The sequence below is a fragment of the Haloterrigena salifodinae genome, from assembly GCF_003977755.1.
GTDB lineage: Archaea > Halobacteriota > Halobacteria > Halobacteriales > Natrialbaceae > Haloterrigena > Haloterrigena salifodinae.
Genome location: NZ_RQWN01000002.1, coordinates 1,095,254 through 1,114,352, shown reverse-complemented (window position 1 = coordinate 1,114,352; position 19,099 = coordinate 1,095,254). Strand labels below are relative to the sequence as shown.

Annotated in this window: 21 protein-coding genes; 14 read left to right on the top strand and 7 right to left on the bottom strand. The window is 66.5% G+C overall.

Translation table 11 applies throughout. The annotated features are described in order from the left end of the window. Positions 1 to 56: 56 nt before the first annotated feature. From EH209_RS14090 to EH209_RS14065, 6 genes are all read left to right on the top strand, one after another. Positions 57 to 434 (top strand): urease subunit gamma, encoded by a 378-nt coding sequence (locus tag EH209_RS14090; protein ID WP_008896817.1) that lies wholly within the window; start codon positions 57 to 59, stop codon positions 432 to 434. Beyond that, the gene (ureG, locus tag EH209_RS14085) at positions 434 to 1,054 is read left to right on the top strand and encodes an urease accessory protein UreG (protein ID WP_126663484.1); all 621 of its coding nucleotides are present in this window, start codon (positions 434 to 436) and stop codon (positions 1,052 to 1,054) included. The genes EH209_RS14090 and ureG overlap by 1 nt, the downstream gene beginning before the upstream one ends. Further along, entirely contained in the window at positions 1,051 to 2,040 is a 990-nt protein-coding gene (locus EH209_RS14080) for an urease accessory protein UreD (protein WP_249038799.1), read from the top strand. Before ureG ends, EH209_RS14080 begins: the two co-directional genes overlap by 4 nt. Continuing rightward, positions 2,040 to 2,687: an urease accessory protein UreE gene (gene ureE / locus EH209_RS14075; RefSeq protein ID WP_126663483.1), complete on the top strand. Its 648-nt coding sequence runs from the start codon at positions 2,040 to 2,042 to the stop codon at positions 2,685 to 2,687. The genes EH209_RS14080 and ureE overlap by 1 nt, the downstream gene beginning before the upstream one ends. Next, on the top strand, positions 2,677 to 3,483 hold the full coding sequence (locus EH209_RS14070; RefSeq protein ID WP_249038798.1) for an urease accessory protein UreF: 807 nt from the start codon (positions 2,677 to 2,679) through the stop codon (positions 3,481 to 3,483). The genes ureE and EH209_RS14070 overlap by 11 nt, the downstream gene beginning before the upstream one ends. 98 nt (positions 3,484 to 3,581) lie before the next feature. Then, positions 3,582 to 4,676, top strand: coding sequence for a glycosyltransferase family 4 protein (locus tag EH209_RS14065; protein WP_164722048.1), 1,095 nt, complete (start codon positions 3,582 to 3,584; stop codon positions 4,674 to 4,676). 31 nt (positions 4,677 to 4,707) lie between these two features. Here EH209_RS14065 and EH209_RS14060 read toward each other — a convergent pair whose 3' ends face one another. Then, a complete protein-coding gene (locus EH209_RS14060) occupies positions 4,708 to 5,121 on the bottom strand; it encodes a MarR family winged helix-turn-helix transcriptional regulator (protein ID WP_126663481.1) in 414 nt (137 codons plus the stop codon). 152 nt (positions 5,122 to 5,273) lie between these two features. Between EH209_RS14060 and EH209_RS14055 the strand changes: the two genes are divergently transcribed. Beyond that, the gene (locus tag EH209_RS14055) at positions 5,274 to 5,822 is read left to right on the top strand and encodes a hypothetical protein (RefSeq protein ID WP_126663480.1); all 549 of its coding nucleotides are present in this window, start codon (positions 5,274 to 5,276) and stop codon (positions 5,820 to 5,822) included. Positions 5,823 to 5,855: 33 nt separating this feature from the next. Here EH209_RS14055 and EH209_RS14050 read toward each other — a convergent pair whose 3' ends face one another. From EH209_RS14050 to EH209_RS14035, 4 genes are all read right to left on the bottom strand, one after another. Then, on the bottom strand, positions 5,856 to 6,830 hold the full coding sequence (locus tag EH209_RS14050; RefSeq protein ID WP_126663479.1) for an aldo/keto reductase: 975 nt from the start codon (positions 6,828 to 6,830) through the stop codon (positions 5,856 to 5,858). 287 nt (positions 6,831 to 7,117) lie between these two features. Then, entirely contained in the window at positions 7,118 to 8,275 is a 1,158-nt protein-coding gene (locus EH209_RS14045) for an ABC transporter permease (RefSeq protein ID WP_126663478.1), read from the bottom strand. Beyond that, on the bottom strand, positions 8,265 to 10,193 hold the full coding sequence (locus EH209_RS14040) for an ABC transporter permease subunit (protein WP_126663477.1): 1,929 nt from the start codon (positions 10,191 to 10,193) through the stop codon (positions 8,265 to 8,267). The genes EH209_RS14045 and EH209_RS14040 overlap by 11 nt, the downstream gene beginning before the upstream one ends. Further along, entirely contained in the window at positions 10,190 to 11,212 is a 1,023-nt protein-coding gene (locus tag EH209_RS14035) for an ABC transporter ATP-binding protein (RefSeq protein WP_126663476.1), read from the bottom strand. Before EH209_RS14035 ends, EH209_RS14040 begins: the two co-directional genes overlap by 4 nt. Before the next feature lie 97 nt (positions 11,213 to 11,309). On the opposite strand from EH209_RS14035, the gene EH209_RS14030 reads away from it, so the two are divergent. Then, positions 11,310 to 11,744, top strand: a complete 435-nt coding sequence (locus EH209_RS14030; RefSeq protein ID WP_126663475.1) for an SRPBCC family protein — start codon at positions 11,310 to 11,312, stop codon at positions 11,742 to 11,744. A 95-nt stretch (positions 11,745 to 11,839) separates the two neighbouring features. Here the strand turns inward: EH209_RS14030 and EH209_RS14025 are convergent, their stop codons facing one another. Then, positions 11,840 to 12,493, bottom strand: a complete 654-nt coding sequence (locus EH209_RS14025) for a ribonuclease HI family protein (protein ID WP_126663474.1) — start codon at positions 12,491 to 12,493, stop codon at positions 11,840 to 11,842. 220 nt (positions 12,494 to 12,713) lie between these two features. Here EH209_RS14025 and EH209_RS14020 point away from each other — a divergent pair, with 220 nt between their 5' ends. The 4 genes from EH209_RS14020 (at position 12,714) to EH209_RS14005 (ending at position 15,328) form a co-directional block, all read left to right on the top strand. Continuing rightward, entirely contained in the window at positions 12,714 to 13,073 is a 360-nt protein-coding gene (locus EH209_RS14020) for a winged helix-turn-helix transcriptional regulator (protein WP_126663473.1), read from the top strand. 223 nt (positions 13,074 to 13,296) lie between these two features. Continuing rightward, positions 13,297 to 14,046, top strand: coding sequence for a pirin family protein (locus EH209_RS14015; RefSeq protein ID WP_126663472.1), 750 nt, complete (start codon positions 13,297 to 13,299; stop codon positions 14,044 to 14,046). A 74-nt stretch (positions 14,047 to 14,120) separates the two neighbouring features. After that, positions 14,121 to 14,681 carry an FAD-dependent oxidoreductase gene (locus EH209_RS14010; protein ID WP_126663471.1) on the top strand — a complete coding sequence of 187 codons (561 nt, stop codon included), beginning with the start codon at positions 14,121 to 14,123 and terminating at the stop codon, positions 14,679 to 14,681. Positions 14,682 to 14,863: 182 nt separating this feature from the next. Next, on the top strand, positions 14,864 to 15,328 hold the full coding sequence (locus EH209_RS14005; RefSeq protein ID WP_126663470.1) for a hypothetical protein: 465 nt from the start codon (positions 14,864 to 14,866) through the stop codon (positions 15,326 to 15,328). Between the two features lie 91 nt (positions 15,329 to 15,419). Here EH209_RS14005 and EH209_RS14000 read toward each other — a convergent pair whose 3' ends face one another. Then, on the bottom strand, positions 15,420 to 16,034 hold the full coding sequence (locus EH209_RS14000; RefSeq protein WP_126663469.1) for a TetR/AcrR family transcriptional regulator: 615 nt from the start codon (positions 16,032 to 16,034) through the stop codon (positions 15,420 to 15,422). Between the two features lie 180 nt (positions 16,035 to 16,214). Here EH209_RS14000 and purL point away from each other — a divergent pair, with 180 nt between their 5' ends. Together purL and EH209_RS13990 are read left to right on the top strand one after the other, a co-directional pair. Beyond that, positions 16,215 to 18,374, top strand: a complete 2,160-nt coding sequence (purL, locus tag EH209_RS13995) for a phosphoribosylformylglycinamidine synthase subunit PurL (RefSeq protein WP_126663468.1) — start codon at positions 16,215 to 16,217, stop codon at positions 18,372 to 18,374. 119 nt (positions 18,375 to 18,493) lie between these two features. Continuing rightward, on the top strand, positions 18,494 to 19,087 hold the full coding sequence (locus tag EH209_RS13990) for a HalX domain-containing protein (protein ID WP_126663467.1): 594 nt from the start codon (positions 18,494 to 18,496) through the stop codon (positions 19,085 to 19,087). The last annotated feature ends 12 nt before the right edge of the window (positions 19,088 to 19,099 follow it).

The following is a 19,099-nucleotide window of genomic DNA, read 5'->3' as shown; positions in this document are numbered from 1 at the left end:
CAACCGCGATCTCGACCAACACGTCCGCTCTCGAGCCGCCCGACGGAGGTGGGCCGATGGGGATGAACCTCTCGCCGAAGGAGATGGAACGGCTCACGGTGTTCATGGCCGCGGAACTCGCCCGACGACGCAAGGACCGCGGCGTGAAGCTCAACCACCCCGAAACGGTCGCCTACATCTCCGACTGGGCCTGCGAGGCCGCTCGCGAGGGTAAGTCCGTCTCGCAGATCCGCTCGGAGGCGACCCAACTACTGACTCGCGAGGACGTGATGGACGGCGTCCCCGAGATGGTCGACATGATCCAGATCGAACCCGTCTTCCCCGACGGCACCAAGCTCGTGACGATCCACGACCCGATCCGAGCCGACGGCCCCGAGCAACTCGAGACGGTCGATCCGGACCCCGGCGAGGACCTCGAGGGGGAGGTGGAATAATGGGGTACCGAGACGTCGCGAAGGTCGGCCTCGGCGGTCCCGTCGGTTCCGGGAAGACGGCCTTGGTCAAGCGACTCGTGCCGGAACTCGTCGAGCGCGACTACGAGGTCGGCGTCATCGCCAACGACATCATGACCCAGGAGGACGCCGACGTCTTCCGGGAGTCGTTTGCCGATCTGCTGCCCGCGGACCTCGTCGAAGGCGTCGAAACGGGCGCCTGTCCGCACACCGGTATCCGCGAGGACCCGTCGATGAACCTCGCCGCCATCGACGAGTTCACCGAGCGCCATCCCGAACTGGACGTCGTCCTGATCGAGAGCGGCGGCGACAACCTCGCCGCGACGTTCAACCCCGAACTGGCCGACTACTTCCTGTTCGTCATCTCGGTCGCCGAGGGCGAGGACATCCCGCGCAAGCGAGGGCCCGGCGTCACGCAGGCCGATTTGCTGGTCGTCAACAAAACTGATCTCGCGCCCCACGTCGACGCCGATCTGGACGTGATCGAAGCGGACGCCAGCGAGGTGCGCGGCGACGACCCCTTCGTCTTCACCAACTGCAAGGACGCCGAGGGGGTCGACGCGGTGCTCGAGCACGTCGAGCGGGAGGTGCTGTTCGCGTGAGCGCGGGGCGCTCTTCGATGCCGGACGAGGGGACGTCCCTGCCGCCGGCTTTCGAGGGCTACGCCGACGAGTCGCTCGCGCAGGCACCGGCCGGCGGCCCGGGGAAGAACGGGCTGCTCGAGGCGGCGTTCGCCCGGCGGGACGACGGTCCGACTCGGCTGATCCGCGATCGCGTGAAGGTCCCCTACCACCTGACGGGCACCCTCGAGACCGATCCGGCGCCGGGGCTGACGACCCTCCTCGCGCAGGAACCCACCGGCGGCGTGGCACAGGGCGACCGCCACCGGCTGTGGATCGAAACCCGCGAGGGGGCTCGCGCGCACGTGACGACACAGAGCGCGACGAAGGTTCACAGCATGGACGCCAACTACGCCCACCTCGATGCCTCGCTCCGAGCGGAATCGGGGAGTTACCTCGAGTACGTGCCGGGTCCGACGATCGTCAACGAGGACGCGCGGTGTCTCCAGACGATCGACGTCGCCCTCGCCGACGACGCCTGCGTCGTCGTCGCGGACGTGCTGGTCCCGGACGGGTTGACCGACCACGAGCCGTTCGGGTTCGACCACTACCACGCGCGCGTCGAGGCCGAACGCGACGGTCGACTGGTCTGTGCTGACGCCGTCGATCTCCGGCCGAGCGAGCGCGAGCCGCGCGATCCGGCCAGCGTCGGCGAGTACGGCGTCGTCGGCTCGCTGTACGTCTTCGCGCCCGCCTCGAGCGACGAGATCGCGGGGGCGACCGCTGCCGCTCCGGAGACCGACCCGGAACCGGCCACCCTCGAGTCGCTGATCGAGGGCATCCACGAGCGGCTCTCGGACCGCGACGGCGTCGAAGCGGGCGTCTCCACACTTCCGCATGAGGCCGGCGCGATCGTTCGCATTCTCGGCGACCGCGAGGCCGACGTGACCGAGACGCTGCGGGCCGCATGGGACGAAACCAGACGGCGGCTACTGGGGGTCGGCGCACCTGCCGACCGGCGGTACTGATGGAGCGCATCGACGGCGTCGTCGGCAACGTCCACGCCGACGACGAACTGGCCGCGTTACGTGCGGAGCACGACGAGCGCGGGACCCTCGAGCGCGTCGTCATCGACGCGGACGAGCGGCGGCGCTCGCGGTTCCGCGCGACGACCGACGCCGGGACGGACGTCGGCGTTATCGTCGACACGGCCGCGGTCTCGGCCGGCGACGTGCTGCTGGTCGAGGACGATCGGATGATCGTCGTCGCCTTCGAACCGCGGGACGTGCTGGCCGTCTCGCTGCCCGACGCGACCGACGAGGCGCTCGAGGCCGCGGTCGAACTCGGCCACCGCATCGGCAACCAGCACTGGGATCTGGCGGTCGAAGGCGGGACGGTCTATGTTCCGCTCGAGGCCGACCGCCACATCGTCGAGCGCGTCGTCGCCGACGTCGTCCCGGGCTCGGAGGTGTGGGAGACGACCGTCGAGGCGGACCTGTTCGTGACGGATATCGACGACGCCGGCGCTCGCGGCGTCGATCACGGCCACGAGGGGGATCACGACCACGGCCACACCCACGAACACGGCGGGCATACTCACGGGCATGACGGACAGGGTCACGACTCCGCCGAACACGGCAATGGTCACTCTCACGAATACGACCATGACCACTGAACGGAACACGGAGCCGGAGTCTCCGGAACCGAACGCGGACTCGGACCGGACACCGGATTCGAGTGCAGATGCGAGCGCGTTCCTATCCGCACTTCGGCTCTCGGACTCGTTCCTGCCGGTCGGCGGATACACGGCCTCCTACGGCCTCGAGCAGTACATAAACGAAGACCGGATCGAAGACGGCGACGATCTGCGGGAGTTGATCGCGGCCTACCTCCGACGCGTGGTCGGCCCCTGCGAGACCGTGGCGCTGGCCAACGCCCACGCAGCGAGCGCGGCAGGGGACGTCGAGGCGCTGCTGGCGGTCGACGAACGCCTTCACGCGGTAACCATGCCTCGCGAGTTCCGCGAGAGTTCGACGAAAGCCGGGGCGAAGCTCTGCGAGCTACTGGCCGAGACCGATACCAAGGACGGCGCCGAGGGTTCTGACGAAACCGAGTCCGACGTATCCGACCTCGAGTCGGCCGTCGCCGATGCCGTCGCGGCCGACGAGACCCCGGGCCACTACCCGGTCGCCTTCGGCGTCGTCGCGCAGGCGCGGGGGCTCTCGCGACGCGAGGCCTGCCTGGCCCACGCCCACGCGTTCGTGACAGGGTTGCTGGGCGCGGCCCAACGGCTCGGCCGGTTCGGTCACACGGAGATCCAGTCGGTGCTCGCGGCCCTCGAGCCCGTGATCGCCGCGGTCTGCGAGCGCCACGTCGACGACGAGCCGGAAGCGATGGTTTCGTTCGCGCCGCTGGCCGAGATCATGGGGATGTGCCACGAGCGCGCGGGGCGGCGGCTGTTCATGAGCTGAGTGGCCGCTCCAGCATGGACTCTCGAGGGGTTATAAACTGCCGGACGGCTGAGGGAACGTCCTATTCGCGTTCGCCGTTTACTTCGGCCCCCGATAGCATGAAGATAGCATACATCAGCGCGTCGAACCCGATCAGTTCGATCGGCGGCGCGGCGAACACGGTTGACAAGTGGATCGACGAACTTCGCCAACGGGGCGTCGATATCGACGTCATTTGCCACGGCGAATCGGACGCCTCGCGCGTCGAGGACGGGATCGAGATCACGGAACTGTCCGGCTTCGAGCCGCGCGACGAAATCGCGGCACGGCTAACGGACGGGGAGTACGACGTCGCGCTCGTACAAGACCTCTGGGCCGATATCGCGCTCGAGGCGGCCGCGGAGCACGGTGTCCCGACCGTTCTCTCGCTGACGACGACCCACGCGACGGAGGAAGTCGTCGCCGACCTCTCGCCGACGCGGTTCGTCGCGAACTCGCGGTACACCCAGCAGTGGATCACGAGCGTCTGGGGGCGCGACTCGACGCTCGTCTACCCGCACATCGACTTCGATTTTTACACCGCGCCGGAGGGACCGTCGGATCGGATCTCAATGATCAATCCGATCGACATGAAGGGCGGGCACACCTTCCGAGCGGTCGCCGAGCGGTTCCCCGACCGGGAGTTCCTGGCGAAGGGTGGCTGGTACAGTTTCCGAAACGACGACTTCAGCTGGGACGTCGAGGCGCTGCACCTCCAGGGCAGCACGTTCCACGGCGCCCCGTCCGACGTTCCCGAGGCGGAGATCCTGGAGCGTGGCCCGACCGACGTGGCGTTCGACGACCTCGAGAACGTCGCGTTCACGAGCGAGCCGGGGATTCTGGAGGTCTACGCGAAGACGGGCGTGCTGCTGGTCCCGTCTGTCTGGGCGGAGGCGTTCGGCCGCGTCGTTCTCGAGGCGATGTGGAACGGCATTCCAGTCGTCGCGAGCCACCGCGGCGGGCTACCGGAGGCCTGCAGCGGCGCGGGCCTGCTCGTCGACGAGTACACCGATCCGGACGCCTGGGCCGAAGCGATCGAAAAACTCGACGATCCGGACGTCTACGAGGGGTTCGCGGAGCGAGGGCGCGAGCGCGCCGAGGCGTACAGAGACCGGCTCCCCGAACAGATCGACGCGCTGGAAACCGTGCTGGCGGAGACAGCGGCTGAGGGGTAACGAGAGAAACGACCCGAACTCGAGTCTGGACTCAGTTTCGGTTGGGACGCGGCGCGTTCTCGTATTTGACCATCTTCTCGGATTTATCGGAAATCGTTCCGTAAATCCGCTCGAGCGTCGCCTCGGCCTGCAGCAGGTTGTGTCGCTCGAGGAACGCCCGGCCCTCGTCGGTCAGGCCGTAGAACTTCCAGGGATAGCCCTGCCGGCGCTCGTCGTCGGGCAGCGCGACCGCCTCGACGATCCCGGCGTCGATCAGCTTCTGGACGTGTTTGTAGACGGTCGCGTCGCTGACGCTGGGATTCAGCTCCTCGAGTTCATACATCGAGGGCAGCCCCTCGGGGTGTTGAAGGATGTTGGCGACGATCGCGAACCGGGTCTCCTGGGTGACGAAGTGGAGGAGTTCGCGCCCCGCTGCCCCGTCGGCCGCGCCCACGTCGGTACTCATGCAAGGCCCTACGGACCCCTCCGCAAAGTAGTTTACTCTGGAGTAAACTACTCTGGAGTGTTTTCCCACGGGTGCTCTCAAGGGGCCAGTCGCGTTTCGGAAACGGAAACCGTGGAGCAAACCCTATTGTCGTCTCCTTTGAACCGTGGGGTATGACCGACGAGTCGCCGCCCGTTCCCGAGGCAGTGCTCACGAGCGCGACGGAGCGCCTCGAGGTCGAGGAGCGCTCGCTCGCGGACAACGAGGAACTGCTCCGCGCGCTGAGCGATCTGACGCCGATCTACGAGACCGAGCGCTCGTATTTCGTCCTCGGGAACTACGATCCCGGACCGATGGGCCGGCTGGATCTCGTCGTCAACCGCCTCAACCGGCGCGACGACGCCTACGCGTTTCTTATGAGCGACGTCCGCGGCGACTGGGAGAACGGCATCGCGAAGTTCTGCCTGCTCGCGGACCTCGTGAGCCACGTCGTTGGCGTCGCCGAGAACGAGCCCAGCGGCTTCCTCGTCGAACAGGGGCTGCTCGCGGGCACCGAGGAGTACTTCGAGAAAACCCACGTGCTCAAGCGCGAGTACCCCGAGGCACACCACCCCTACGGCTGGATGGAGGACGGCGTCTTCGAGCTGTTCGAATCCGAGGGGCGGCTGTACGAGTGGCGGACCGGGGACGAACTGCACGAGGCCGTCGCGGAGATTCCGTGAACCCGAGATGGCATCGTCCTCCCAGTCACAGCCTCAGCTGTGGCCCGACACCGGCACCGGTTCGTACGGTTCCTCGAGGTAGGCGATATCGGATGCGGAGAGATCGATCTCGAGCGCTTCGACGGCCTGCTCTAGGTGTTCGACGCTTGTCGTCCCGACGATGGGGGCGTCGACCCAGTCCTTGTGGAGCAGCCACGCGAGGCTGATCTGGGCCATCGTCGCGCCCTTGTCGGCGGCGATTTCGGCGACGCGCTCGTTGATCTCCCGGCCGCCGCCCTCGCGGTAGGGGTGATCGTACAGGTGCTCCTCGTTCTCGCCGCGGGTCGTCGCGTCGATCTCCTCGTGGGGTCGGGTGAGGTAGCCCCGCGCCAGCGGCGACCACGGGACGACGCCGACGTCTTCCGTCTTGCAGAGGGGCAGCATCTCTCGCTCTTCCTCGCGGTAGACGAGGTTGTAGTGGTTCTGCATCGTGACGAACCGCTCGAGGCCCAGCCGATCGCTCGTCTGGAGCGACTCGGCGAACTGGTGGGCCCACATCGAGGAGGCGCCGAGATAGCGAACGTGACCCCGGCGGACGGCGTCGTCCAGCGCCCGCATCGTCGTCTCGATCGGCGTGTCGTCGTCCCAGCGATGGATCTGGTAGAGGTCGATCGTGTCCATCCCCAGGCGTTCGCGGCTCGCTTCCAGTTCCTGCTCGATCGCCTTCCGGGAGAGGCCGCCCGAGTTCGGATCGTCCTCGCGCATCTGGAAGTAGCCCTTCGTCGCGACGACCGACTCCTCCCGGTAGCCCTCGAGGGCCTCGCCGAGGATTCGCTCGGACTCGCCCTTCGAGTACATATTCGCCGTGTCGAAGAAGTTGATCCCGAGGTCGATCGCCCGATCGATGATTTCCGTGCTCTCCTCGTCGTCTAAGACCCACTCGCGCCAGTCGCTCGAGCCGAAGCTCATACAGCCCAGACAGAGGCGACTGACTTCCATGCCGGTCGAACCGAGCGTCGTGTACTCCATACCGGGCGAACGGCCGCCGGCGAAAAAACAGTACGTACCGGGGCAATTGACGGTCGCCGGGACGACCATCACGGCGGGCCACAGGTTAGATTCACGTTATTTTAGTGCGATCGTCTCGCGGATCAAGCGCGTGTTCAGTCGCTCCGACTGAACCGGACGCCACCATCGCCGTTTCCGTTCGGTTTCATCGTTTTTTCGTCGGACGTCACGGCCAATAGCCGGGTTGCCGCGCGAATCGGAACCGGATTCGGAACCGCGCCGAGAGCCGGAGCCGTGGCGACAGACGGTCAGAGCGAGTCCGTGTTCAGCCGCTCGATACCGGCCCTGACCGCGAGACAGCCGCCGACCGCGACGAGACAGTAGGTCGCCAGCGACAGCCACGTCGTCGCCGTGGCGCTGCCGATGGCGAACTTGGCGACGGTGTTGGCCGGGTGCTCGGGGAGCAACGTGGCCAGCACCAGCGCGCCGACGATCCCGCCGGAGTAGGCGAGTTGGGCCTGTCGCCTGTCGGGGGCGACGAGCGCGACGCCCGCCCCGGCCGCGGTGACGGCGAGCGCCAACGCCGCGACCAGAACGATCAGCGCCGCCGGCGCGGCGATCACCGTCCCGTTGAACGCGAGAAGAAGCAGCCAGGCGACCGCCTGTAGCGGCGCCAGCGCGGCGATCGTCAGAAGCTTCGCGTCGGCCACGTCCACGAGCGAGAGCGGACTGACTCGGAGCAGCTCCAGCGTCCCGCGGGATCGCTCCTCGATCAGCGAGTCGACGACGATCGAGCCGCTGATGAACACCGGCAGGAACAGCAACAGCGGGACGAGGATCGTGTAGGTGAACTCGAGGTACGGGCTCGCGCCAACCTCGTCGGGGACGTCGAGCGGCGGCGCCTCCAGGGCGTCGGCGTTGGCGAGTCGCTCCTCGTGCTCGAGGGTCTCGAGGAGCTCCTGGAGCTGGACGATCAGCAGCGTCGTCTCCAGCCCCCCGTCGGGAACGGTCGCGTCGACGACCAGTCGCCCGTCTGTGTCCCTGGTCACCTCGAGGACGGCCGCGACCTGCCCCTCGTCGAAGGCCGCGAACGCGTCGGCTCTGGACTCGGCGGCCGTCGGCTCGAGGCCGTCCTGTTCGGTGGCGAGCTGGCTGAGCCGTTCGATATCGGCTTCGTCGGCACCGGTGATCGCGACCCGATTGTCGTAGTCGTCGACGGAGCCCGGATCGTACAGCGAGACGAGCCCGACGACCAGAAACGAGGAGAAGGCCGCGATGACCAGCTGGATCGCCAGCGCGAGGACGATCGTCTTCTCGGAGCGCAGCGACCCGAGTTCGCGGCGGGCCACGGCCCAGCGCGGGCCGAACGGCAGGGATAACCGGGAGTCGCCGCCGTCGGCCGGTTCAGGCGGGTTCGGTCCGCGTCGGACCGGCGTTGAGTCGTCGCTCGAGCGATCACGCGACAAGGGCGATCACCCCCACGTTGTAGATCGCGTGAACGAGTGTCGCCAGAACGACGGTGAGCGCGTAGTCGATCCGACTGCGACTCGCGCCGATCGCCGAGATCACGGCCGTCACGACGTGCAAGACCAGCGGCGCGAGGAAGACCGCCGCGGCCAGCAGCGGATCGCCCGAGAGCTCGGGACCGAAGGCGGCGGCGCCGACGGTCAACTCGGGGAGGCCGACGAACTGGACGATGTGTGTGACCTTCTCGCCGAGGAAGAAGCCGGCGCCGGAGCAGACGCCGAGGACGGCGGCGACGCGAAGGGAGGCCTCGAACCGCGAGCGGACGAAGCCGGCATAGACGTGGACGCTCTTGGCGACCTCCTCGATAGCCGCCGCGAGGACGACGATGAGCGGCACGGCGAGTTGCTCTGGGACGGCGAACAGCAGGGCCACAGCGAGCAACTGGCCGGCGAAGACGAAGGGGATGAACAGGATCGTCAGGATGGCCACGCTCCGATAGCTATGGAGGCGGCTCGCGATCGCGTCGAGCACCTTCGCCGGGAGCGCCTTCTGGGCAAACATGTCCTCCTCGCGGTAGACGCCGATCCCGAGCAGGAAACAGACCGCGGCGCTGCAGTAGAACGGCCCGGTCGAGAAGACGTACTCACCGAGGGAGACCGACTCGCCCTGCAGATCCGTCACGATCAGCGTCAGCGGCGAGATCAGCGCGATCGGGTTTACGTCGGTGAACACCGCCGGAATGAACGTGTACGTCGTGAGGAAGACGCTGATCGTGACCGTCACGAACGTCAGCTCCTTGTACGAGCGGGCGAGCATCGCGCCGGCGAACGTCGCCGCGAGAAACAGCAGCGCGATCGGGATCGCCGCGGCGACCGAGAGGAGGCCACCCCGGACCGCGACGGTGATCCCGACCGCGATGGCGACCAGCCCCAGCAGATACGGTAGCGTCTTCCCCGCGACGATCTCGCGCCTCGAGGCCGGCGAGACGAGCAGCAGTTCGCCGCGTCGCTTGACCCGCTCGTCCATGATCGTGCTCCCGTAGGCCTGGATGACGAAGTTCATCGGGACGACAAACAGGAACGCGAGCAGCAGCGACTGGAAGGGAAACGGCGGTGAGATCGATCCTGGCGGCCCGACAGTTCCGTCGACTGCGCCGCCGGCGCCGCCGATGTTCGGCACCTGCAGTCGGCCGTCTCCGTCATCGGTAGCCCCGTCGTTCCGATCGGTCCCGTCGGTGCTTCCACTGGTGGCGTCGCCGGATCCGTCGTCGCTCGAGCCCTCGCCACCGGTTCCGTCAGCCGTCGAGTCGTCGCCGGTTCCGTTCTCGGCCGGACCGGTTCCGGTCCCGCCGTCAGAATCGCCGTTCGACGGTCCACCACGTTCGCCCTGTTCGCTCGTCCGGTCGAAATTGCGCTCCTGGTAGTCGAGTTCGACGTGGACCGGGTAGGCCGCCGTCTCGTTGGCCTCTTGGCGGAAGCGCTCCTCGTTGTACGCGTCGATCGCCTCGACGAACGCGTCGTGGGCGGCCTCTCCGTGGGGTCCGTAGCGGGCGAGCTCGCCGTTTCGCGTCACCACCACGTCGGCGTTGGCCTCGTCGCCGCTCTCGACCACGAGTTCGTCGAGTGGCATCGGTCTGAACGCCTCGCTCTCGACGGCGACGTCGTGGTACTTGCTGTCCTCGTCGACCGCGACGACGTAGATTTCGTCCTCAAGGCCGACCCCTTCGCCGGCGGCCGAAACGCCCACGAGGCCGACGACGAGCGCCAGCGCCGCCAGCACGAGCACCGTCTTCCGATCGACGGTGCCCGCGCTCCGGGAGACCTCCCAGCGGGAGATCCGAGCCGTCCTCGCCAGTGCGCCGCGGAGTCGGCGACGCCGCGACCGACGGTCCGGATTCTGGTCGGTCTCGTCGCTCACGTCTCCGCCTCCGCCGCGTCCTCGGTCGGCTCACCCTCGTCCGTTCGCTCCGCGGCGTCCATTTCGGTTCGCCGGTCGGGGCGGCCGCTCGCGAGACCGTCGCCATCCTCGGCCGGTTCGCTGGCGACCTCGAGGAAAATCTCTTCCAGGCTGGGCGTCTTCGTCTGGATATCGGTCACGCGACCGCCCTCGCCCTCGACGGTCTCGCGGACGGCCTCGACGGCGGCCATATCGCCGACGACGTGGCAGAACTCGGTCGCCGTGTCGCCGTCGCGACGGTCGTCGACCGGTTCGCCCACAGCGGGGTCGCCGCCGGCGTCAACGGTCGCGTAGACGCGGTACTCCGTGCCGCCGTAGGCGTCGCGGATCTCGTCGACGGTCCCGCGGGCGACGATCCGCCCGTCGTTCATGATGACGATCCGGTCGCAGACGCTCTCGACGTGAAAGAGGTTGTGCGCGCTGAAGATGATCGTCTTCCCCTCATCGCTCAGCTCGCGCGTGAACTCGATGATGTAGTTCGTCGTGAGGGGGTCGAGCCCCGATGCGGGTTCGTCGAAGATGAGCACGTCGGGATCGTTGACCAGCGCCCGCGCGATCGCGACCTTCCGTTTCATCCCCTTCGACATGTTGCCGAGGCGTCGATCCCGGTGTTCCAGATCGAGGCGCTCGAGCGTGCGATCGATCCGTTCGCGGGCGGCCTCGGCGGGGACGTCATAGAGGTCCGCGAAGAACTCGAGGTAGCCGTTCGCGGTCATCTCCTCGTAGAGGGGAGACTCCTCGGGGAGAAAGCCGAGTCGGCGCTGCATCGCGGGTTCGCCGGGGATGTGGCCGGCGACGGCGGCGGCGCCGGCGGTCGGTTCGATGAGCCCGGCGAGCATCTTCAGCGTCGTCGTCTTGCCCGCGCCGTTGGGGCCGACGACGCCGAACACCTCGCCGCGCTCGACTGAAAAAGAGCTGCCTTCGACGGCCGTGAAGCCGCCGTACTCTTTGCGGAGGGAGTCGACTTCGAGTATCGCCATTCGTTACCCGAGGGAGGGAGCCACCCCAGTAAAGTCTAGTGGCCCCTGAAGGTCCCGGGCAAACCCCATTGCCGAGGCCGCCGTACCGTCGCGTACGATGACTCGTCTCCGGCGGACGCGAACACCCGACGGTCGGCGACTCGAGGTCTCGCACGTCGTCGACGCACCCCCGGCCGAGGCGTGGGACCTGCTCGTGGATACCGCCCGCTGGCCGGAGTGGTCGCCTCTCGTGACCGGCGTCGAGGCGACCGAGCGACGGCTCCGACTCGACACGAGCGGTCGCGTTCGGATCCCCGGCGCGTGGGTCCCGTTTCGCATCACGGCGTACGTCCCCGCGGAACGGCGCTGGAGCTGGCGCGTTCTCAAACTGCCGGGTGCCGACCACCGCGTCGACGACCTCGGCGCGAACCGCTGTCGGATCGCCTTCGAACTTCCCCCGACTGCGACCGGCTACGCGCCCGTCTGTCTGCGCGCACTCGAGCGACTCGAGGAATTGCTCGAGGAGCGCGTCGCCGAATCGAACGAGGAGTGACCAATCGGTAGAGGTCGAGTCGGTGACGGAGCGGGATTGGATCTCACCGATAGCCGCCGCGAATCGCGTGCCGAATTGTAAGCGGCGTACCGCTCCTATCCCGGTCCGAAGGCCGCGATATCGGCGCCCACCGTCGCCAGCGCGTCGGCGGGGTTCGGGTCGCTGTCGGCCAGGTGCGTGTACCGGTGTTCCGGAACGCTCGCCAGCGCCGCCGCGACGGCCTCGCTGTACCCCTCGACGCCCGGTTCCGTCGGGTCGTCGCCACCCCAGACGTCTCGGATGACCGTCATCGAATCGATGCGCACTTCCACTCTGCGCGGCTCGTAGCGAGCCAACAGTTCGGAGAGCCCGAGTTGGAGAGCGACGTATTCGGCGGTGTTGTTCCCCGTCCGGGAGCCGACGGGGCGGCCGAGACGGGCGAGTTGGTCCTCCGTAGCGTCCATGATGACGGCGCCCGCACCTGCGGGTCCGGGATTGCCGCGGGAACTGCCGTCGACGTAGAGGACGAACGCGTCGCTCGTCGACTCGGGGACGGGTGGCCGGGTGAGTCCCGACTCTAGCAGGCTTTCGAGCGCAGAACGTAGCTCGTCCGGGGAGGTCTCGGGGTCGAAGAGACCGCCGTAGCCGGGGACGGCGTCGTCGATGACGTCGGTGGCGGCCGCCACCTCGTAGCCGACGCCCGCGAGTACCTCGTCGACGAGCGCGGCGAGCGGCGAGAGGTGTTCGGCCGGGAGGGGGTCGTCGGTCACGCTACTTCCGCCTCCGTGGTTCGGGCGCGGATCCTCACGCCCTCACTCCCGGTCGGTCTCGTCGGCTGGTCGCACCACTGCATATCGGTCCTCAGTGATCGAGCGGGATAATCTCTTCAGGTGGCACCGGCAGTGGAGTGCACTCGCCGAAGCTACTAACGTCGTGTTAGCTGGTTCGAACCCGAACTGCTAAAGCGGTCCGCGCCGAAAGTCGACGCGAATGTCTTCGCCCCAAACCCAACCCCGCGACGAGACGCCCGAGACCGACGGTCCCAATGCCTGCCCGGTCATCGAATCGCTCGAACAGATCGGCTCCCAGTGGCGGCTCGCGGTCCTCCACGAACTGCTCTCCGGCGAACAGCGGTTCAACGAACTCAAGCGCTCGACCGGCGCGAACGCCCGCACCCTCTCGCGCGTGCTCGACGACTTAGGCGAGATGGGGTTCGTCGAACGCCGTCTCGAGGAGGATGCCCCGATCGCGACCTACTACAGCCTGACCGCCAAGGGCGAGTCCCTGGAACCGGTCTTCGACGAGATCGAGTGCTGGGCCGGCTCGTGGCTCGAGGAGTGCGAGGACTAAGATAGCGTTTCGAGCAAGAACGTCACTTTTGCCGACCGGTCAACGGCCGGCTAGCCTACCGATCGAGCGAGTTGTGTCCCTGAACAGTGCGGACCGCTCCGCACGCGAGTGGAGTCAGTACCGATTCGGTAGCGATCGTGTTCTCAGCGGGTGCGACTCGAGTGTGCTCGCAGCAAACCCCCACCTCCGACAGGTTTTACCGGTCGGTAAACGAATGGCAGGTATGGTCTCACCCGAGTCCCACGGAACGCCAGATGGCCCGATTTCCGGGGAAGTCGTCCGCCACGGGACGGGCGTGAATTCGAACCGCGCGTTCCCGACGAACAGCTATCCGTCCAACCTCGATCCGTTCGTGTTGTTCGAGCGGTTCTACATCGACCCCGACGAGGGGTTCCCGATGCACCCCCACCGCGGGTTCGAGATCGTCTCGTATATGATCGACGGCGGGATGGCACACGAGGATTCGCTTGGCGTCGCGAACACCGCATACGAGAACGACGCCATGCGTATCACGGCCGGCGGCGGCATCCGTCACTCCGAGTTCCCCGCGGACGGGCAGGGCTGTAGCGGACTCCAGCTCTGGGTGAATCTGCCTCAAGCCGAGAAGGATGTCGAACCGGACTACGTCGACGCGACGGCCGACGAACTCCCGACGTCCGTCGAGGACGGAACGACGATCACGACGGTCATCGGCGAGGGCTCGCCGATCGACCTCCGCACGCCGATGGAATATTTGGATGTCTCCGTCGCCGACGCGTGGACGTGGACCGTCCCCGACGGGTGGTCGGGATTCCTCTACGGCGTCGCCGGCGAGGGAACGGTCGACGGGGCGGCGTTCACCGAGGGCGATGTGCTCCCGGTCACCGACGCGCGGAGCGTCGACCTCCGGAGCGACGGGACGCTTCGCGTCGTCGCCGTTTCGGGGCGACCCCACGGCGAAGCGATCCGGCAGCGCGGTCCGTTCGTCCTCTAAGCAGTGACGAGCCCGCGTCGATCGCGTTTTACCAGATGGTAAAATACTTCTATGCGTGACCGTTCTCTTCGCGTATGGCAGACGTAGCTATCGTCGGCGGCGGCCCCGCCGGCCTGAGCGCCGCACTGTACGCAGCGAAGAACGACCTCGAGACGATCGCCTTCGACACGGACGAGTCGTGGATGCACAAGGCGCACCTCTTCAACTACCCCGCGGTTCGCAGCATCAGCGGCGACGAATTCCTCCAGATTTCCCGCGGACAGGCCCGCGACCGCGGCGCGACGCTGCACGAGGAGGAAGTGACCGACGTCGAGGAGACCGACGACGGATTCGTCGTGCGGACCGAGGAAGACGAGTACTCCGCGGCGTACGTCGTCCTCGCGACCGGCGGCGACCGGAGCCTCGCCGAGGACCTCGGCTGCGAGTTCACCGACGAAGAGGTTGTCGACGTGAACGTCGATATGGAAACGACCGTCGAGAACGTGTACGCGACCGGCGCGATGGGTCGCGCGGAGAAGTGGCAAGCGGTCATCGCGGCCGGCGACGGCGCCGCCGCCGTCCTCGATATCCTCTCGAAGGAGAAGGGCGAGTACTACCACGACTTCGATATGCCGTCCGACGTGCCGGAACTGTAAGCCGGCACCACGACGACCGATCTCGAGACGCCGATTTTTCGACGCCCGACACCAGCAGCGCCATCAGTAGTTGTTGATCTGACTTTTCCCTCAACGTTGTCCTCGAGATTCGTGTTTAGTATCGGTTACGCACGTAACAATCTCAGCAGTACGTTTATGTGTGGATTCCACGAACTGTTCATATGGAATATATCTCTGGGTCCCGCCGTCATCTTCTTGCGACACTGGGAATCGCCGGCGTAGCTGGGTGTGCCGGGAAACTCCCGTTCAATTCTGAAACAGGAATCCAAGTTGGGAACATCGAGATCAAGAACTTGCAGAGGGACCCTGTAGCACTCACACTCCGACTTGACCGAGACGGAACGACGGTGTATCAGAACACGATCGAATTAGACGGGTACAGCGATGACGGATCTAACCAGGGTGCTTACGAACTCATTGAGCAATCCTGGCCGTCTGAGCCCGCACAATACACGATTTTATTCACCGCCCAGGGGACGGAACGGATAGAGCAGTTCTCTCTGCCTGAGGATTATGACGATCAGCAGAGCGAACCCAGTGATTGTATCAATATTTCTCTGCTATGCGAAGAGGAAGTTACAGACATTCTTTTCAGAGACGATAATCCCTCGTGGGGGAATTGCTAACAGAATCAAAATATTCGCACACGTACTTACCGAACCGTCTACCTCAGTTTCATCTGATTTCTGAATACAGAAATCGCGCTACCAACTACCGCTATGACTCGAGGTACAGCGAGTCGAGGATGAACTCGCGGATGGCCCGGCGCGCTTCTTCGGGCGCGTCCTCGTGCCCAAGCGAGAGCCGCCGTTCTCGCGCCGCGTGAATGCTGTCGGTGATGTGCTGTCCCATCAGTTCTGCGTCCACCTCACGGAACACGCCCTGCTCGATGCCGTCTTCGATGACCGTCACGATACTCCCGCGGAGCCGGGCGTAGTGCTCGTTGAACAGCTCCCGGTGTTCCTCGTCGTTCTGGGCGTGGGCGTACAGTTCGTGGTACACCTTCATCCGGTCCCAGTGGGTGAAGTCATCGAACTCCGGCCCGAACAGACAGCGGTCGATCCGCGTCTCGAGTTCCGACCGCGGATCCGTGTCGGCGTCGACCTCGACGCTCCCCTCGTACTGGTCGATGACGTACTCGAGAAACGACGACAGGAGGTCGTACTTCCCATCGTAGTGGTAGTGGATAACCTGCCGCGAGAGGTCCATCTCCTCGCCGATATCGCGGACTCGCAGGTCCGAGTAGCCGTGCTCGTTCAGCGCCCGAAAAGTGGCTTCCATGATCACGTCTCGGGTGTCTCGAGGCTCGACCTGCTCGTCCGAATCGCTCATGTCGTCAATCGTAGCGAGGGAGCCATAAATCGGTTTCTCCATCCGCGAGCGGCGCGATTCGGCGGCTCGAGGCGTTCGACGCCCGTCAGTCGCTCGGTCTCGCTCGCCCTCGCAGCCGAATCGATGCACGAACGTGTATATGGAAACCCCTTTACTCCCCGACTTCCACCACTGACGTGAATGAGTCTTGCCGATTCGGACCGCGAACTCGTCGTCGAGGAACTGGACCGGGAGCCCACCCCGGCCGAGGCGGCGCTGTTCGAGAACCTCTGGAGCGAACACTGCGCGTACCGCTCCTCGCGACCCCTTCTCTCCGCGTTCGACAGCGAGGGCGAGCAGGTCGTCGTCGGGCCGGGCGACGACGCGGCGGTCGTCGCACTCGATGATGAGACCTACATCACGATGGGTATCGAGAGCCACAACCACCCCTCCTACGTCGACCCGTTCGACGGCGCCGCAACGGGCGTCGGCGGGATCGTCCGGGACACGCTCTCGATGGGTGCTTACCCGATCGCGCTGGCGGACTCGCTGTACTTCGGCGAGTTCGACGCCGATCACTCTCGGTACCTCCTCGAGGGCGTCGTCGAGGGGATCAGCCACTACGGGAACTGCATCGGCGTGCCCACGGTCGCGGGCAGCGCCGACTTCCACCCCGACTACGAGGGGAACCCGCTCGTGAACGTCGCCTGCGTTGGCTTGACGAACGAGGAGCGACTCGTCACCGCCAAAGCGCAGGAGCCGGGCAACAAACTCGTCCTCGTCGGGAACGGCACCGGTCGCGACGGCCTCGGCGGCGCCTCCTTCGCCAGCGAGGACCTCGCGGAGGACGCCGAGACCGAGGACCGACCCGCCGTGCAGGTCGGTGACCCCTACACCGAGAAACTGCTCATCGAGGCCAACGAGCAACTCGTCGACGAAGGCCTGATCGAGTCCGCCCGAGACCTCGGCGCCGCCGGTCTCGGCGGTGCCTCAAGCGAACTCGTCGCCAAGGGCAGCCTCGGCGCGGAGATCGAACTCGAGCGGGTCCACCAGCGCGAACCGAACATGAACGCCCTCGAGATCCTGCTCGCTGAGTCCCAGGAGCGGATGTGCTACGAGGTCGAGCCCGAGAACGTCGATCGCGTAGCGGAGATCGCCGAGCGGTTCGACCTCGGCTGTTCGGTCATCGGCGAGGTCACCGAGGGCAACTACACCTGCACCTTCGAGGGCGAGACCGTCGTCGACGTCGACGCTTACTTCCTCGGCGAGGGCGCGCCGATGAACGACCTCCCAAGCGAGGAGCCCGAACAGCCCGAAACCGACATCCCTGACGTCGACCTTGAGGAGGCCTTCGACGCCGTCGTCTCGAGTCCGAGCACCGCCTCGAAGCGGTGGGTCTACCGGCAGTACGATCACGAGGTCGGCGTCCGCACGAGCGTCGGACCGGGCGACGACGCGGCCATTATCGCGATTCGAGAGGCCGAGCAAGGGCTCGCGATTTCGTCGGGCGCCGCGCCGAACTGGACCGACACCGCACCCTACGAGGGCGCCCGCGCGGTGGCCCTCGAGAACGCGACGAACGTCGCGGCCAAGGGCGCGACGCCCCTGGCAGCCGTCGACTGCCTGAACGGCGGCAACCCCGAAAAGCCCGATGTCTACGGCGGATTTACGGGAATCGTCGACGGCCTCGCGGAGATGTGCGAGACGCTGTCGACGCCGGTCGTCGGCGGGAACGTCTCGCTGTACAACGACTCCGTGGCGGGGCCGATCCCGCCGACGCCGACGCTCGCGCTGGTCGGGACGAAAGACGGCTACGACGCGCCGCCGCTGTCGGTCACGGCCGACGCTGACGACGGCGCGACCCTCCTGCTCGTCGGCGACCTCGGCCTCGAGGGCGAGGCCCGCCTCGGCGGCTCCGAGTACCTTGCGCAGTTCGACGGCAGCGATCGGTTCCCCGCGCTCCCGGACGACCCCGCGGCCCTGATCGAGACGCTCGCCGCCGTGGCCGACGACGACGCCACCCGCGCGGTCCACGACGTCAGCCACGGCGGTCTCGCGGTCGCCCTCGCGGAGATGGTCTCCGACGACGCCGGCCTCGAGGTCTCGATTCCCGTCCCCGAATCGGCCGACGAGACGGTCGCCGCGGCGGCGCTGTTCCACGAACAGCCCGGGCGCACCCTGATCCAGACCGACTCGCCCGACGCGGCCCGCGAGGCGTTCGACGGCGTCGCGCCCGTCGTCGAACTCGGCTCGGTGACCGACGACGGTCGACTCGAGGTGACGGTCGGCGACCGAACGATCGCGACCGACGCGGCCGCGATCCGCGAGCGACGCGAGACGATCGAGCGCGAACTCGAGTAAGCCGGCCGTCTCGAGCCCGTCGGGTCAGGTCGGAGGTCGCTCCGTTCCTGCGGTCTGCCGGTATCTTGATATACTCCCGGTACAATTGCTTCCACGAATCGCTACCGGAGGATCCGTCAATGGCCACTGATACCCCGTCCGTCCTGATCGTCGAAGACGAGCCCGATCTCGCGAACCTCTACGCCGCGTGGCTCGGCGACACCTGCGACCTCGAGACGGCCTACGACGGCGAGGCCGCGCTCGACGCCATCGACGAGACGGTCGACATCGTCCTTCTCGACCGGCGGATGCCGGGACTGTCCGGCGATACGATCCTCACGACGATCCGCGACCGCGGGCTCGACTGCCGGGTCGCGATGGTCACGGCCGTCGAACCGGACTTCGACATCATCGAGATGGGCTTCGACGATTATCTGGTCAAACCCGTCTCGAAGGACGAGCTCCAACGGATCGTCGACCAGCTCACCCTCCGCGCGAGCTACGACGAACAACTGCAGGAGTTCTTCGCGCTCGCCTCGAAGAAGGCGCTGTTGGACGCCCAGAAGACCGACGCCGAGCTCAAATCCAGCCAGGAGTACGCGCGGCTCCGGGATCGACTCGCGGTGCTTCGCGTCCAGGTCAACGACACGATGGAGGAACTCCTCGAGCAGAACGGGTATCGACAGCTCTGTCAGGATATCACGCGGGATTCGATCCTCCAAGAATCGGACTGAGTACGCGTCTTC

Excerpts from the sequence above, each read along its gene's own strand:
- EH209_RS14010 (WP_126663471.1), top strand. The coding sequence starts at position 14,121 with ATGGCAGACGTAGCTATCGTCGGCGGCGGCCCCGCCGGCCTGAGCGCC.
- EH209_RS14015 (WP_126663472.1), top strand. The coding sequence starts at position 13,297 with ATGGTCTCACCCGAGTCCCACGGAACGCCAGATGGCCCGATTTCCGGG.
- EH209_RS13990 (WP_126663467.1), top strand. The coding sequence starts at position 18,494 with ATGGCCACTGATACCCCGTCCGTCCTGATCGTCGAAGACGAGCCCGAT.
- EH209_RS14090 (WP_008896817.1), top strand. The coding sequence starts at position 57 with ATGGGGATGAACCTCTCGCCGAAGGAGATGGAACGGCTCACGGTGTTC.
- EH209_RS14035 (WP_126663476.1), bottom strand. The coding sequence starts at position 11,212 with ATGGCGATACTCGAAGTCGACTCCCTCCGCAAAGAGTACGGCGGCTTC.
- EH209_RS14060 (WP_126663481.1), bottom strand. The coding sequence starts at position 5,121 with ATGAGTACCGACGTGGGCGCGGCCGACGGGGCAGCGGGGCGCGAACTC.
- EH209_RS14030 (WP_126663475.1), top strand. The coding sequence starts at position 11,310 with ATGACTCGTCTCCGGCGGACGCGAACACCCGACGGTCGGCGACTCGAG.
- ureE (WP_126663483.1), top strand. The coding sequence starts at position 2,040 with ATGGAGCGCATCGACGGCGTCGTCGGCAACGTCCACGCCGACGACGAA.
- EH209_RS14005 (WP_126663470.1), top strand. The coding sequence starts at position 14,864 with ATGGAATATATCTCTGGGTCCCGCCGTCATCTTCTTGCGACACTGGGA.
- purL (WP_126663468.1), top strand. The coding sequence starts at position 16,215 with ATGAGTCTTGCCGATTCGGACCGCGAACTCGTCGTCGAGGAACTGGAC.
- EH209_RS14070 (WP_249038798.1), top strand. The coding sequence starts at position 2,677 with ATGACCACTGAACGGAACACGGAGCCGGAGTCTCCGGAACCGAACGCG.
- EH209_RS14000 (WP_126663469.1), bottom strand. The coding sequence starts at position 16,034 with ATGAGCGATTCGGACGAGCAGGTCGAGCCTCGAGACACCCGAGACGTG.
- ureG (WP_126663484.1), top strand. The coding sequence starts at position 434 with ATGGGGTACCGAGACGTCGCGAAGGTCGGCCTCGGCGGTCCCGTCGGT.
- EH209_RS14065 (WP_164722048.1), top strand. The coding sequence starts at position 3,582 with ATGAAGATAGCATACATCAGCGCGTCGAACCCGATCAGTTCGATCGGC.
- EH209_RS14020 (WP_126663473.1), top strand. The coding sequence starts at position 12,714 with ATGTCTTCGCCCCAAACCCAACCCCGCGACGAGACGCCCGAGACCGAC.
- EH209_RS14055 (WP_126663480.1), top strand. The coding sequence starts at position 5,274 with ATGACCGACGAGTCGCCGCCCGTTCCCGAGGCAGTGCTCACGAGCGCG.
- EH209_RS14050 (WP_126663479.1), bottom strand. The coding sequence starts at position 6,830 with ATGGAGTACACGACGCTCGGTTCGACCGGCATGGAAGTCAGTCGCCTC.